This window comes from Flagellimonas abyssi (genome assembly GCF_019457905.1).
Classification (GTDB): Bacteria; Bacteroidota; Bacteroidia; order Flavobacteriales; family Flavobacteriaceae; genus Flagellimonas; species Flagellimonas abyssi.
Window position 1 is genome coordinate 59167 of the sequence record NZ_JAHZSV010000001.1, and the last position, 15138, is coordinate 74304.

Here is a 15138-nt window from a genome sequence, read left to right on the forward strand (position 1 = left end):
ACAAAGTTAAAATTTGTATGTGAAACCGATTTTCGGTTCTGGTAAAATTACGATGTTCAACCGCAATTTCAATGGGTTGTTTTTAAAGTTAACAAATCTTAAGGGTTGATTTTCAATTTATAACAAAGAAGTGTGCGGAATTGTATGGTCTTCCAATTACAAACCTAAATCGCTGCTAACTAATATAATTCCAAATGGTTTTGTTGGCCATCATTTTGGTGAAGGCATTTAGAATAGGCGCATTTTCGGTTTTTTCCAGCCTTGGGTCCTCCTTCAGCAATTGAATGGCGTGATAGCGGGCCGTTTTCAAAATTTGATTGTCTTTAACGATATCCGCTATTTTGAGGTTCAGCATACCGCTTTGTTGGGTGCCCATCAAATCTCCCGGGCCACGAAGCTTAAGGTCGACCTCGGCAATTTCGAAACCATCATTGGTGCGTACCATAGTCTGTAAACGGGTTTTGGCATCTTCAGATAGTTTATGGCCCGTCATTAGAATACAAAAGCTCTGTTCCGCACCTCGGCCCACGCGACCTCGAAGCTGATGCAATTGCGATAGCCCGAAGCGTTCGGCACTCTCAATGATCATTACGGAGGCGTTGGGAACGTTAACGCCCACTTCGATGACCGTGGTGGCGATCATGATATGTGTTTCGCCCTTAACAAAACGCTCCATTTCATAATCTTTGTCAGCCGGCTTCATTTTGCCGTGTACAATCGAAATCTGATACTCGGGTTGCGGAAAATCACGGACAATACTTTCATAACCATCCATCAAATCTTTATAATCGAGCGCTTCGGATTCTTGAATCAGTGGATAGACAATATAGATTTGTCTGCCTTTTTTAATTTCATCTTTGATAAAACCAAACACCTTTAGTCGGTTGCTATCGTATCTATGGACCGTTTTGATGGGTTTTCTTCCGGGTGGTAGCTCATCAATCACAGAGATGTCCAAATTTCCATAAAGGCTCATTGCCAAGGTTCTGGGAATAGGGGTTGCCGTCATAACCAAAATGTGGGGAGGCGTCTGATTTTTATGCCACAATTTTGACCGCTGCGCCACACCAAACCGATGCTGTTCATCCACTATGGCCAACCCAAGATTTTGAAACTGCACTTTGTCCTCCAAAACCGCGTGTGTGCCGACCAGTATGTTCAAATTGCCATTTTCCAGTTGATTGTGGAGCAAGGTGCGTTCGGACTTTTTCGTGGAACCGGTCAACAGGGCAATCTTAACGTCCATGTTTTCCAACAGTTCTTTGAGCCCATTGTAGTGTTGGGCTGCCAAAATTTCAGTGGGAGCCATCAAACAGGTTTGGAAACCGTTGTCAATGGCCAAAAGCATACACATCAAGGCCACAATCGTTTTCCCAGACCCCACATCGCCTTGCAGCAATCGGTTCATTTGGGCGTTGCTGCCCAAATCGTTCCGAATTTCCTTGATTACCCTTTTTTGCGCTGTCGTAAGCTCAAAGGGTAGGTGGTTTTCAAAGAATTCGGTAAATTTTTCGCCCACGGCCTCAAAGGGCATCCCTTTTATCTTTTGCTTCCGCTGTAAATTCTGGGATATCAACCGCAACTGCACAAAAAACAACTCTTCAAACTTTAATCGAAACTGCGCTTTTGCCAACAATTCTTGATTCTTCGGAAAATGAATGTTGAAGAGTGCAGAGCTCTTGGAAATCAACTTTAATTCTTCCAAAATGGGGCGTGACAAGGATTCGGGAAACTTGCCTTGGCATTCCAGGAACAATTGTTGAACCATTTTTCCGATGACCCGATTGGTGATCCCCTTGTTGCTCAATTTTTCCGTAGAAGGGTAGATGGGCTGCATTACCATTTTCAACCCTTGTTGATGCTTTTGCAAAGTCTCCATTTCGGGATGTGGCATCGAGAAGGCACTTCCGTATTTGTTTATCCTTCCAAAAACCACGTAGGGCTCGTTCAGTTTTAAATTTTCCTTGATCCATTTGTGCCCTCGGAACCAAACCAGGTCCATTTGCCCCGTTTCATCCACAAAAGAGGCCACCAAACGTTTGCCCCGTTTTTGTTCCACCGTTTTTATATGAACAATTTTCCCAACCACTTGGACATCCGCACCGCTGGGCTGCAGTTGATCGATCTTATAATAACTCGTCCGGTCCAAATAGCGATTCGGGAAGAGATGCAACAAGTCCCTAAAGGTCTCAATGCCCAATTCGGCCTTTAGGACATCGGCCCTATTGGGGCCAACTCCTTTGAGATATGCTATGGGAGTTTGCAGAAAATTGGGATTCATCGAACTAAAATATGTAATTTGGAAGGACTTTTGATAAGATGATGGTATGAAGCTGAGCCCCGTATTTGTTTTTTTCTTATTCGCACAGTTGTTGTCCGCCCAAATTCAGGATAAGGTGGACTTTGTCCACGCCCAAGTCGCAATTGAACCCACACCCTCCGAAAACCGCATAAATGGTAGCGTGACCTATCAATTTGATGTAATTGAAGATGTAGGTTCCGTTTACCTTGATGCTGTGGACTTGGAATTTTCATCGGTTTTGCTGGATGATACAAAGATAGATTTTGATTACAATGGCCGAAAAATTACCATCAATAAAAAGATGGAAAAAGGAGATACCCATATCTTGAAGCTGGATTATAAAGTCAAACCTAAACAAACGGTATATTTTTTAGGATGGAATGATGGCGTTAGGAACAATGAGCAAGTTTGGACGCAGGGACAGGGGAAATATACCAGTCGCTGGTTGCCCAGTTTTGACGATATGACCGAAAAGGTCGAGTTTGATCTGGATATCATCCTAGAACAGGATTATACGGTAATTGCGAACGGCAAGTTGGTCAAGAAAGACACCTTGCCCGATTCCGAAGGGTATTCCTGGCAGTTTGATATGGAAAAACCAATGAGCAGCTATCTGGTGGGTTTTGCCATTGGGGACTACAATAAAAAAACGGTTGAATCCTCTTCTGGAATTCCAATTGAACTGTACTATGAACCCACGGATTTTACTAAAGTGGAGCCCACGTACCGATACAGCAAACATATTTTTGACTTTCTAGAGGACGAAATCGGCGTGGGATATCCTTGGCAAAACTATAAGCAAGTTCCGGTTCAGGATTTTCTCTACGCTGGAATGGAAAATACCACTTGTACCATTTTTTCCAATCAGTATGTGATAGATTCTACTGCCTTTGTGGACAAAAACTATGTAAACGTCAATGCGCACGAACTTGCGCATCAGTGGTTCGGCGATTTGGTCACGGAAACCAGTAGTGAACACCATTGGCTGCACGAAGGTTTTGCCACATTTTACGCATATCTGGCGGAAAAGGATATTTTTGGCGATGATCATTATTATTGGCATTTATTGAAGACAGCACAAGCGCTGCGGAATTTTTCCGAGGATGATCAGGGCGAAGCTTTGCGAAATTCTGGAGCAGGTAGCTTAACCTTCTACGAAAAAGGTGCATGGGCCTTGGTGATGCTACAAGACAGGGTAGGAGAGACGGCCTTTAAAAAAGGGGTTCAAAACTACCTTGGCAAATACGCATTTAAGAATGTGACCATTCCCAATTTTATAGCGGAAATTGAAAAAACAGCGAACGATAATCTTGAGGATTTTGAAAAATTGTGGTTGCAAAACCCAGATTTTCCCTATAATCAGGTGGTTTCTTTTTTGCAAGAAAAGAATGCATCCATTAAAACGTATTTTGAGCTTAAAAAACAGATAGCGGAGCAACCCGACAAGGCCGAAGCAATATTAAAGCACAATTGGAGAAAATTAAAATCCCGTCAATTAAAGGAAAACCTTGTTTTGGATTATGGGGACAAGTTGTCGGCCGATTTTTTGGGCACTATCCTTCAATCTGGAGATTTAAAGACCAGGCAGGCGACAATCCTCTCCCAAGACAAAATTCCAGCAGAGCTACAAATGCAGATGGAGAACCTTTTAAAGGACAAAAGCTATACCACCAAAGAGGCTGCTTTGTACCGATTATGGACGGATTTCCCCAAAAATAGGAGCAAATACCTCAATGAAACCGATGGTATTATAGGTTTCCCAAATAAAAACATTCGACTGCTCTGGTTGACACTGGCTTTGGTAACCCCTGAATATAATCCCGATTCAAAGGCGCTTTATTTTGACGAATTGAGCGGTTACACGGGTGCGGAACACCATTTTGAGACCCGTTTGATAGCTTTTGAGTATCTTAAAAATATTGGTGGCTTTACCGATATCGTGCTAAAAAACCTCGTGGATGCATGCAATCATCACGTGTGGCACTTTAAAAAATCGGCCCGAACCATTTTGGGCGACTTTCTGCAATCCGAAGGAAATACGGCCCGTATTAAAGGACTTTACCCTTTGTTAAGTCAGGAAGAAAAGCAATATTTGGAGAAAACTTTAGGTGAATGAGGGCATTGGTCATTTCGGGAGGAGGTAGCAAGGGTGCCTTTGCGGGCGGCGTTGCCCAATTTTTGATTCAAGAGGCCAAGCATGATTATGATCTTTTCGTCGGAACATCCACAGGAAGCCTTCTGATTTCCCATTTGGCCCTGAACAAGTTGGACAAGATCAAGAATATCTACTCAAACGTTAATCAGGATAGCATCTTCAACAATTGCCCTTTTATCATCAAGAAAAAGCACGGAGTAGAGACCATTGCTATCAACCACTGGAACGTTATCAAAAACTTTATCAAAGGAAAAAAGACCTTTGGAGAAAGTGAGAACCTTAGAAAATTGATTCGTAGTTCCATTACCGTCCAAGAGTTCAATAAGCTCAAAAAAAGTAAGGTAGATGTAGTGGTTACCGTATCCAACTTATCATTGAACCAGGTCGAATATAAATCCATTAATGACTGCACCTACGACGAATTCTGTGATTGGATTTGGATTTCCTCCAACTATACGCCATTTATGAGCTTGGTAAAGAAAGATGGATGTGAATATGCCGATGGAGGGCTTGGTACTCTGGTGCCAATAGAGGAGGCTTTGTTACGAGGTGCGACCGAAGTGGATGTTGTGGTACTTCATACCGAGGTAAACCACTTGAACCGTATGTCCTCTAAAAACCCTTTTGATTTGATAACAACCATTTTTGGTTTTATGCTCGACCGTATCGAGAACCAAAATGTGCGTATTGGAAAATTGGTGGCCAATCAGAAAGATGCTATCATCAATTTTTATTATACACCAACGGTTCTCACCACAAACTCATTGATATTCAATAAGGAACGTATGACCTTGTGGTGGAAACGCGGTTATCTGTATGCCAAGAACAAGAACGACGAAACGAGCCCTATCGAACCTGAAAAACAGGAATGATTAAGACCAAAGGTCGCTCACCTCTTTTTTAACATAAGCCAAGGCTGCATTCGAAGGTGATTCCTTTTCCATGGTCTGGTTCAAGATATCTTCTCGCAATTTATCGGGAGAATCAGTTGCGCTCATTCCAGCTGAACGGATTATCTGTATCGTGGTGTTCTTTGCAGTTTTGATGATGTTCCAACAAGCATCCGACATGTATATTTGTTGTGATAGATTATGTTCGAACTCAGTTTCTATCTGCTTTATGAGCAAGTTTTCATAATCACCTTTGTTTTTACTGGCCGGCGCAACGCGAACTACTAAACTGTTGAGGGCAATTCGTTCCAAAAATAGGGCCATGCGCTCATAGGCCTGTAAACGAATCGGTAAAGTGTCCTTTTGGGAATCTTTGTGCAATAAAAATCGTCTGCGCCCATCTTCGTTTCGGGTATGCAATCTAAAAAAGTAGAAGGCCACGGCGCCCGTTACAACGGCCGGCATTAAATAAGCGAATAACTGAAGGATTTGATCTCCACTCATAAGGTAGTCTGGTTTTTTATTGATTTTACACTACCAAGAACGCATCAAAATTGTAAAAAGTATTTTTGACTAAAGGTTATTGGGTCGCCTTGGCACTTTCTTTGGCCTTAGCGTAAAAACCTTTGTAATCGGGTTGCAGTCTTATGTTGATTCCCTCTTTAAAATTACCATCCTTGGCGGAAATGCCTATGTTTTGGGCAGGAACTTCCAAACTGGTTACGAGTTCGGAGGCCACAGAAGCCACTTGGTCATAGGTAGGGCCAAATTCACCGGTAATGTTCAATCCTTCGACTTCGGCCTTAAAACTTGGATTGGATTTGATAATATCTGCCACACCGGCCAACCACGTTTTGCCTTCTTCCGTCAATTTATCAGAGGTGTCCGAGCCAAAAAGTGTATTCAAACTATTACTGATGACCACTACGCCAGCTTCAACACTTACTTTGGCATTTTCTCCCAAGGTCTGTTTAATTCGTGTCAGAGAAACAATAGCGGTAGAGTCGTTTGCAGAAATCATATCGTTAATTCCACTTAACTGTTTTTCTTTTCTGGCAAGAGCAGCCATGGCCCGGTCTACATTGTCCGAGTTCTGTTTTGACAACTGTGAAAAATTGCTCATGTTGCCCAACAGGGTTGCATTTGCATCACGAAGGGTTAAATTTTCCGATTTCAAGGCCTCTGCTTCGGCATTACTGGATGATATTTCCCTTTTTGCAACAGCGAGTTCTTGTTCCACCTCGGATATTTTTGATTTTAGATTGTCTATTTCAGCAATTAAATCACTTTTTCTCTGCGAATAAACACTTGTGGTGATAATAAGAAGCGCAATGACGAGTAGATTGTTTTTCATAAGTAGTACAATTATTTGGGTCTAAGTTATAATGTTTTTAATTAAGTTGTTTTCTTGCCTCCAAGATGCTCACAATTATAGAGCTCCTGCATAGAGGTGAAGGGCACTTTCTCTTTTTGGTACTTGTAGACCCTTCTAATATCGCTGCTAAGATAATCATCGTCCACATTCACTTGTATATCCTCCATATGAAATTGGCAGGGATGTTCATAACCCGCAGCATGGGTGATTTCCAAGAATTCTTTTTTGAAGGTATTGAAATATTGGGCCAACCTATCCGATTTCAACGGCACGTTGATTCCGCTCTGTCTCCATTTGTTCTGCGTAGCAACACCAGCAGGACATCTATTGGTGTGGCAAACCTGTGCCTGAATACATCCAATGCTCATCATGGCTTCCCGGGCCACGTTGATGCAGTCCGCGCCCATAGCAAATGCCATGGCGGCCTTCCCGGGGAAACCTAATTTTCCACTTCCAATAAAAACAATTCTATCCGTAAGGCCATGGTCTAGAAATAGCTTGTAGACCGAAGAGAACCCATAGGTCCAAGGCAAGGAAACATGGTCGGCAAAACTTGGAGGCGCTGCTCCTGTGCCTCCTTCACCGCCATCAATGGTTATAAAATCTGGGCCTTTGCCCGTTTTCTTCATTAAATCGGCAAGTTCTTGCCATTGGTCAATTTTACCTATGGCACCCTTAATTCCGACGGGGAGTCCTGTTTCCTCAGCTATGGACTCAATAAACTCCATAAGCTCTGGAATTGTGGAAAATGCTTTATGTGTAGGAGGGGAGATGACATCTTTTCCAACTTCCACGCCACGGATTTCAGCAAGCTCATGGGTGATTTTAGAACCAGGAAGTACTCCTCCCTTTCCAGGTTTGGCTCCTTGGGAAAGCTTGATCTCAATAGCTTTGATACATGGATTTTCATCAACAAGGACTTTTAATTTATCCATTGAAAACCCTCCATCTCTTGAACGAACTCCAAAATATCCGGTTCCAAAATGAAAAATCACATCGCCGCCTTGTTTATGATAGGGTGAAAGGCCCCCTTCACCTGTATTGTGATAGGCGCCGCACTTTTCAACTCCCTTGTTCAATGATTCGATGGCAGCCGCGGAAAGCGAGCCAAAACTCATTGCGGATACATTGATGATGGATGCCGGGCGGTATGGTTTTCTTCGTTTATTATAGGCACCCATTACCTTTGCGCACGGTATAAAATATGGATGTTCAATATTTGGATGCTTTTCTGGGACCTGGAACCCTATCATTGCATTTTTTATAAAAAGATGTTGGTGCTTGTAAATGTCCCTATCGGTACCAAACCCTTCATAATTGTTTTCTTTTTTGGCCGATGCATATATCCAGCTTCGCTCTATTCTATTAAAAGGAAGTTCTTCCCGATTGTTGGCAACAAAATATTGCCGCATTTCCGGACCTATACTTTCCAGCCAGTACCTTAGGTGCCCCACCACCGGATAGTTGTGGCTGATGGTATGGGCCTTTTGAAAAAAGATGTCACGTATGGCCACTATCGCCAGAAAAATCAAAACCCAAGTCCACCAAGGGACGTCGCCTAAAAAATCAAGGAATCCTTCCATTTATTCAATTTGATATAGTAGCTACAAATATCAAGCCCCAACATCCAAATTCCAAATATTGGAGGACATTGGGGCCTAAAAATATGTATTTATTAATATTGATTATTTGCTTCTATCCAAGTAATCCAAAGCGATTTCCGTCATGGCTTTCACACCCAATTGTAATCCGCTATCGTCAATTTTAAAATCGGGAGTGTGATGGGGAAAGTGCTCATCAGGACCTGCATTAGGGTCTTTTCCTCCCAAAACATAAAAGAAACCGGGTATATTTTCTTGATAGAACGAAAAATCCTCAGCTCCTGTTATGGCCTTGATCAAATGTACATTTTCCGCTCCTGCCACTTCTTGAAGACTGGGCAACGATGTTGCTGTTAAATCGGGGTCGTTGTAGGTGATTGGAACACCTTTTGCAATTTCCACGGTCGCTTCGGCGCGGTAGGCTTTGGCAATGTTTTCCGCCATTTCCTTCATTCTGTCGTTTACCTGTTTTTGCATATCATAATCCAACGTACGAATGGTTCCGATAAGCTCGGCACTTTCCGGAATGATATTGTTACGTACTCCGCCACTGATTTTTCCGACCGTGATAACGGCAGCTTCCTTGGTCAATTCCAATTCCCGGCTGATGATGGACTGGTACCCATCTACAATCTTGGATGCCACAAAAATGGGGTCGATACCGCCCCAAGGCTGTGAACCGTGGGATTGTTTTCCCTTGATCTTAACAACAAAGCGTTGTGCCGCGGCCATTGCTCCGCCTGGTTTGTAGGCAATGTGACCCACAGGTAAGTAGGAGCCAATGTGAAGTCCGTAAATCGCATCAACTTTTGGATTATCAAGAACACCTTCTTTGACCATAAGTTCTGCGCCACCTTCTTCTCCGGGAGGAGCACCTTCTTCCGCAGGTTGGAATATGAATTTTACGGTACCATGGATTTTGTCCTTGTTCTTGGCCAAGACTTCAGCTGTTCCCATCATGATAGCAATGTGTGTATCGTGTCCACAGGCATGCATCACTCCGACCTCTTCGCCCAAATACTCGGATTTTACTTCTGATTTAAATGGTAGGTCGTTTCTTTCTGTCACCGGTAGGGCATCAATATCCGCTCTCAAAGCGACCACTTTTCCCGGATGGTCCCCTTTTAAGAGACCTACAACCCCAGTATGGGCAACACCTGTTTGTACCTCTATGCCAAGGGATTTTAGGTGGGCAGCGATTTTCTCCGCAGTTTTGAACTCTCGGTTGCTCAGTTCAGGATGTTGATGCATGTCTCGACGCCATTCAATCACTTTGGATTCAACGGCAGCGATGTCCTTTTCCAGCCCATGATCTTGGGCATACATGGATAAACTTGCTGTGCAAAGTGCAAGTGCTAAAACGTTCTTCATAATATAATTGTGTTGAGTTAGTTTATAGTTTAATCGGGCGGTAACCTTGGTTTTGCAATTGAATATTGGCTGTCATGGCGGAGAGCGCGATTTTTACCCCAGGAATCAAATCTTCTTTTGGTAGGTCCCTTGTTTTGGAAGACTGTCCGCACATGATTATTTCCACACCTGCGGATAACAGTTCTTCAACGAGTTCTCTATTTGGATTTTCTACTTTATACCTAGCTTTATGTGCATCGTCGGAAAGTAAATTTCTTGCTGCGGTGCCATGCACTATCAATGCTGCCTTTAATTGCGCGGTTGGTATGCCACTTTGGGCGTGCATATTCAAAAAACGGGCAACGGTATTAATGTTCCTGTTAAGTTCTGTATTAGACTCAGGGCCATCCTTAACATCAAAAACCACTTTAAATTCTTGGGATGTGTCCGTCTCAAAGTCGGGGTCGTTGATTTCCCATACCGCACCGTAGCCTTCTATCACGGGGCCCGATTTGGTGGTTTGAGAAAATCCAGAAAACACAAGAAAAAGTAAAAGGAATTGAGGTAAACGTTGAAAATTCATCAGCTATTTGAGTTGAGACGTTAAATATATTTAAAAATAGGTCCAAATCCGAAAACGATGTTTATAAAAATTGAAAGCTTGATTTTAGCAAGAGCTCAATATTGGCTAATTTCACGGCTACTTTTAAAAGCTTCTGGCCCTTGAGTAATTTTATAGATGAATTGAATGATGCGCAGCGCGCCCCCGTGCTGCATAAGGATGGACCTCTAATGGTGATTGCCGGTGCAGGCTCTGGGAAGACCCGAGTGCTTACGTACCGAATCGCACATTTAATGGAGCAAGGAGTGGATTCCTTCAATATTTTGGCGTTGACCTTTACCAATAAGGCAGCACGTGAGATGAAGAAGCGGATTGCTACAATTGTTGGCAATTCCGAGGCGAAGAACCTTTGGATGGGTACGTTTCACTCCGTTTTTGCCAAATTGCTCCGTTTTGATGGTGACAAACTGGGCTATCCGAGCAACTTCACTATTTACGATACCCAAGATTCACAACGTTTGATTGCTGCCATTATCAAAGAAATGGGGCTGGACAAGGATATTTACAAGTACAAACAGGTCCAGAACCGCATTTCATCCTATAAGAACAGCTTGATTACCGTGAAAGCATACTTTCAAAATCCTGAATTAATGGAAGCCGATGCCATGGCAAAGCGTCCACGTTTGGGTGAAATCTATCAGAACTATGTAGATAGATGCTTTAAGGCGGGTGCCATGGATTTTGATGATTTGTTGCTACGAACTAATGAGCTACTGACCCGATTTCCTGAGGTATTGATGAAATACCAAGATCGTTTCCGATATATTTTGGTAGATGAGTACCAGGATACCAACCATTCCCAGTATTTGATTGTAAAGGCGTTATCGGACCGTTACCAAAATATTTGTGTGGTGGGGGACGATGCACAGAGTATTTATTCCTTCCGTGGTGCGAACATTAGTAACATACTCAATTTTCAACGGGATTACGACAATGTGGCCGTATATCGATTGGAACAGAATTACCGTTCCACCAAGAATATTGTAAATGCAGCAAACTCCATCATTGCAAACAATAAAAATCAGCTGGAAAAAAATGTATGGACTTCCAATGATGATGGGGGGCTCATAAAAATCCATCGAAGCGTTACCGATGCCGAGGAGGGTCGCTATGTGGCAGGTTCCATTTTTGAGAACAAAATGCAGAACCAGATGCAGAACGGTGAGTTTGCCGTGTTGTATCGTACCAATTCACAATCCCGCGCCATTGAGGATGCACTGCGCAAGCGGGATATCCCATATCGTATTTATGGTGGATTATCTTTCTACCAGCGCAAGGAAATCAAAGACGTATTGGCTTATCTACGGTTGGTCATCAACCCCAAAGATGAGGAAGCGCTAAAACGGGTCATAAACTTTCCTACGCGCGGAATAGGGCAGACCACGATTGATAAACTTGTGGTTGCAGCCAATCATTATGGGCGTTCCATTTACGAGGTCATGGAACATTTGGATAAGCTCAATATGAACATCAATGCCGGTACCAAACGTAAACTGGCGGATTTTGTCACCATGATCAAGAGCTTCCAAATTATGAACGAAGGCTCCGATGCTTTTGTTTTGGCGGAACATGTGGCCAAAAAAACAGGTCTCTTGTTGGAGTTTAAAAAGGATGGTACTCCGGAAGGCATTGCCAAAATGGAGAACATTGAGGAGCTTTTGAACGGCATCAAGGATTTTGTGGAGGGCCAAAAAGAAATTGCAGATGCCACAGGAAGTTTAACCGAATTTTTGGAGGATGTGGCCCTTGCAACGGACATGGACAAGGATATAGAGGATGATGACAGAGTTGCACTCATGACCATTCACCTGGCCAAAGGTCTGGAATTCCCCTACGTCTATATCGTGGGAATGGAAGAAGATTTGTTTCCATCCGCCATGAGCATGAACACTAGGAGCGAGCTGGAAGAAGAGCGACGACTGTTTTATGTGGCACTCACCCGGGCAGAAAAACAGGCATTTCTTACCTATACACAAAATCGCTATCGTTGGGGAAAATTGATTGATGCCGAACCAAGTCGTTTTTTGGAGGAAATTGAAGAAAAATATGTAGAGAACCTAACGCCGGTCAATGATGGCTACCGATACAAATCAACAATCGATAAGAATATTTTTGGCGAGGTGGACAAGAGCAAGCTACGTCAGGTAAAGCCATCGAACGGAACACCTCCCAGTGTTCAGGGGCCAAATGAAAACCAATTGCGTAAGCTGCGCAAACTAAAGCCCGAAATATCTTCTCCTTCACAACCAATGGATTTGGACCCAGGTCTGGTAACAGGTGCTCGTGTGAACCATACGCGTTTTGGAAGGGGAAAAATCCTTAATATTGAAGGTGCCGGTAACGATAGAAAAGCGGAAATACATTTTGATCAGGGTGGAATAAAAAAATTATTGCTGCGCTTTGCCAAGCTTGAGGTTTTGGACAATGCCTAATGCAAATTTTTGCTTTCTGATAATTTAACCTTTACTGGTTTGGGGATTTTCTAATTAATTTTTGGGAGTAGGTTGCTATGGACAAAAATGCTTAAATTCAGAGCTATTATTCTGAATTTTAAGACCAAACCAACCAACCTCCCCCTATGAAGAATCTATTTCTCAGACCTGTATTTATAGCAGTTGCCATTCTGGTTGTCACCCTTTTCGGAGTGGCCGGTTATCATTACGCCATTGGATATCCCGCTTGGGTTACCATGGTGGCCGGAATATTGATAGGCATCGTGCTGATTCTAGTTTTAAAATTATTGCTGACTTGGCTCTTTCCATTGGCCAAGAAGATTCCAGTGCCGATTGCAACAACAATCTTGGGAGGCTTTTTGGCGCTTTATATTATGAGGATGTATGCCTTTAGGTGGCCATCCCTTTTGTTCTATAGTCTCGCCTTGTTCGGGTTTATCTGTTTGGTATTGATTGTTTTGGGTGTCTGGCAAATCATAAAAAATAAAAATACTGGAAAGGGCAGCGCACTTATTCTTATTGGGATTGTTCTGATTGCATTAGGGCTTTATGGATTCAATGCTTTGGATGGCGACCCATATTTGGAAGAGTTATCATCCGAAGAAAGAATGCCCGAAACAACTTTGAGTGAACTTGGCGTTGCTGACCCATCAAAAAATGGCGATTTTGAAACTGAAGTCTTTACCTACGGCAGTGGAACCGATGAGAAAAGAACAGAATATGCGGAAGGTGTCAGATTCAAGACACCTACTGTAAACGCAACTTTGTTACTTCCGGAATGGAAGGGCAAAAAGAAAAAATGGCGCGAAAAATATTGGGGGTTTGGCGTGGACAGCTTCCCGTTGAATGCCCGGGTATATATGCCCAAAGGTGAAGGTCCTTTCCCAATGGTGATGATGGTACATGGCAACCACAGTATGCTCGATTATTCCGATGGCGGTTATGCCTATCTCGGAGAGCTTTTGGCCAGCCGAGGTATTATTGGGGTCTCGGTTGACGAAAACTTCATCAACGGACATTGGTCCGGTGATTTTATGGGCAAGGAAATGCCAACGCGTGGTTGGTTGTTGCTCAAACATCTGGAACAATGGCGAAATTGGAACAATGATGAGACTTCCGAATTATCAGGAAAGGCAGATTTGGACAATGTAATCTTAATGGGGCATTCCAGAGGGGGCGAAGCGGTATCCATAGCGGCAGCTTTTAATAAATTAGAGAGGTTTCCCGATAATGGCAATGAGAAGTTCGACTTTGGTTTTGGGATTAAAGGTATTATTACCGTAGCACCCACAGATTATAGGTACAATCGTGAGATTAGTTTAAAGGACATCAACTATTTGAGCATTCAAGGTGCATCAGACGCTGATGAAACAAGTTTTTGGGGAATGCGCCCATATCACAGACTGCAATTTTCCGATGATTTTGATGGCTTTAAAACCGGATTGTATATGAACCATGCCAATCATGGTCAATTTAATTCATCGTGGGGACGTTCGGATTTTGGCGCTCCTATGAAATGGTTGCTCAATCTTGAACCACTGGTCACGGGGGAGGAGCAAAGGCAAGTGGCAAAGGTTTATGTCAGTGCATTTGCCGAGAGCATATTTAAAGGCGATGAAAGTTACCGACCCATGTTCAAAAATGTTGATTTGGTGCATGATTGGTTGCCCAAAGAAACCTATAGAAGTCAATATAGCGACATACATAAGAACGTGCTGGTAAATTTTGAAGGTGACATAGACTTGACCAATGCTTCTGACAGCATTTTACTTGCAGCCAATAACTTCAAAGTTTGGCGTGAAACCGAGTTAATGTCCAGAGATGGCGGGAGCCAGCAAAACAATATTTTGGTCTTGGGTTGGCACCATGGCAGGAATGTGCAAAAGGATTCCATTCCGGTGTTCAGTATTTCGCTGCCCGATACATTGAAGAATTTCAGTGATGCAGATACCCTCGCTTTATCCATGGCTATGGGTGATATTTCAGAATTGGAACTAAAGGATTGGGACAAAAAGGACAATCCACCAAAGTTTGGTTTCAATTTTAGTGTAATGCTTAAAGATAGCACTGGAAACACCGCATCGGTGGCAATATCGGATTACAATGCTTTGCCCGGAATTATCAAGACCAAGTTTACCAAGTTCGATTTTCTGGACAAAAACATGATAGGAAAAAACGCTGAAGACCAATTAAAAAGCTGCTATTTGCCGATGTCATCTTTCTTAAAAGAAAACGATAGCTTAAAGCTGGACAAGATTAAAAGTATCCATATGGTTTTTGATAAGGATTCTATTGGGGTAGTGATTCTTGATGATATTGGGTTATACCGAGCAGGGAGATAAAGCATCAATATTTTACTATAATATTTCGATTTAAGCTCGTTGTTAATA

General features: G+C 42.8%; 10 protein-coding genes. 4 read left to right on the plus strand and 6 right to left on the minus strand.

The genetic code is table 11. The annotated features are described in order from the left end of the window. Window positions 1–175: 175 nt before the first annotated feature. Entirely contained in the window at window positions 176–2281 is a 2106-nt protein-coding gene (recG, locus tag K1F36_RS00275) for an ATP-dependent DNA helicase RecG (protein ID WP_220112009.1), read from the minus strand. 46 nt (window positions 2282–2327) lie between these two features. Here recG and K1F36_RS00280 point away from each other — a divergent pair, with 46 nt between their 5' ends. Together K1F36_RS00280 and K1F36_RS00285 are read left to right on the plus strand one after the other, a co-directional pair. Next, the gene (locus K1F36_RS00280) at window positions 2328–4418 is read left to right on the plus strand and encodes a M1 family metallopeptidase (protein WP_220112010.1); all 2091 of its coding nucleotides are present in this window, start codon (window positions 2328–2330) and stop codon (window positions 4416–4418) included. Further along, window positions 4415–5329, plus strand: a complete 915-nt coding sequence (locus tag K1F36_RS00285; RefSeq protein ID WP_220112011.1) for a patatin-like phospholipase family protein — start codon at window positions 4415–4417, stop codon at window positions 5327–5329. Before K1F36_RS00280 ends, K1F36_RS00285 begins: the two co-directional genes overlap by 4 nt. Here K1F36_RS00285 and K1F36_RS00290 read toward each other — a convergent pair whose 3' ends face one another. From K1F36_RS00290 to K1F36_RS00310, 5 genes are all read right to left on the minus strand, one after another. Beyond that, window positions 5330–5851 (minus strand): DUF7935 family protein, encoded by a 522-nt coding sequence (locus tag K1F36_RS00290; protein WP_220112012.1) that lies wholly within the window; start codon window positions 5849–5851, stop codon window positions 5330–5332. Between the two features lie 76 nt (window positions 5852–5927). Next, on the minus strand, window positions 5928–6701 hold the full coding sequence (locus tag K1F36_RS00295; protein WP_220112013.1) for a DUF724 domain-containing protein: 774 nt from the start codon (window positions 6699–6701) through the stop codon (window positions 5928–5930). Window positions 6702–6742: 41 nt separating this feature from the next. Continuing rightward, complete coding sequence (locus K1F36_RS00300) at window positions 6743–8305, minus strand: FMN-binding glutamate synthase family protein (RefSeq protein WP_220112014.1); 1563 nt, start codon at window positions 8303–8305, stop codon at window positions 6743–6745. A gap of 102 nt (window positions 8306–8407) precedes the next feature. After that, window positions 8408–9694, minus strand: coding sequence for an amidohydrolase (locus K1F36_RS00305; protein WP_220112015.1), 1287 nt, complete (start codon window positions 9692–9694; stop codon window positions 8408–8410). Between the two features lie 22 nt (window positions 9695–9716). Beyond that, the gene (locus K1F36_RS00310; RefSeq protein ID WP_313790053.1) at window positions 9717–10175 is read right to left on the minus strand and encodes a DsrE family protein; all 459 of its coding nucleotides are present in this window, start codon (window positions 10173–10175) and stop codon (window positions 9717–9719) included. A gap of 221 nt (window positions 10176–10396) precedes the next feature. Between K1F36_RS00310 and K1F36_RS00315 the strand changes: the two genes are divergently transcribed. Then, on the plus strand, window positions 10397–12727 hold the full coding sequence (locus K1F36_RS00315; protein ID WP_220112017.1) for an ATP-dependent helicase: 2331 nt from the start codon (window positions 10397–10399) through the stop codon (window positions 12725–12727). A 146-nt stretch (window positions 12728–12873) separates the two neighbouring features. Then, window positions 12874–15090 carry an alpha/beta hydrolase gene (locus tag K1F36_RS00320; protein ID WP_220112018.1) on the plus strand — a complete coding sequence of 739 codons (2217 nt, stop codon included), beginning with the start codon at window positions 12874–12876 and terminating at the stop codon, window positions 15088–15090. Window positions 15091–15138 lie beyond the last annotated feature (48 nt).

Excerpts from the sequence above, each read along its gene's own strand:
- K1F36_RS00320 (WP_220112018.1), top strand. The coding sequence starts at position 12,874 with ATGAAGAATCTATTTCTCAGACCTGTATTTATAGCAGTTGCCATTCTG.
- K1F36_RS00285 (WP_220112011.1), top strand. The coding sequence starts at position 4,415 with ATGAGGGCATTGGTCATTTCGGGAGGAGGTAGCAAGGGTGCCTTTGCG.
- K1F36_RS00290 (WP_220112012.1), bottom strand. The coding sequence starts at position 5,851 with ATGAGTGGAGATCAAATCCTTCAGTTATTCGCTTATTTAATGCCGGCC.
- K1F36_RS00300 (WP_220112014.1), bottom strand. The coding sequence starts at position 8,305 with ATGGAAGGATTCCTTGATTTTTTAGGCGACGTCCCTTGGTGGACTTGG.
- K1F36_RS00305 (WP_220112015.1), bottom strand. The coding sequence starts at position 9,694 with ATGAAGAACGTTTTAGCACTTGCACTTTGCACAGCAAGTTTATCCATG.
- K1F36_RS00295 (WP_220112013.1), bottom strand. The coding sequence starts at position 6,701 with ATGAAAAACAATCTACTCGTCATTGCGCTTCTTATTATCACCACAAGT.
- recG (WP_220112009.1), bottom strand. The coding sequence starts at position 2,281 with ATGAATCCCAATTTTCTGCAAACTCCCATAGCATATCTCAAAGGAGTT.
- K1F36_RS00280 (WP_220112010.1), top strand. The coding sequence starts at position 2,328 with ATGAAGCTGAGCCCCGTATTTGTTTTTTTCTTATTCGCACAGTTGTTG.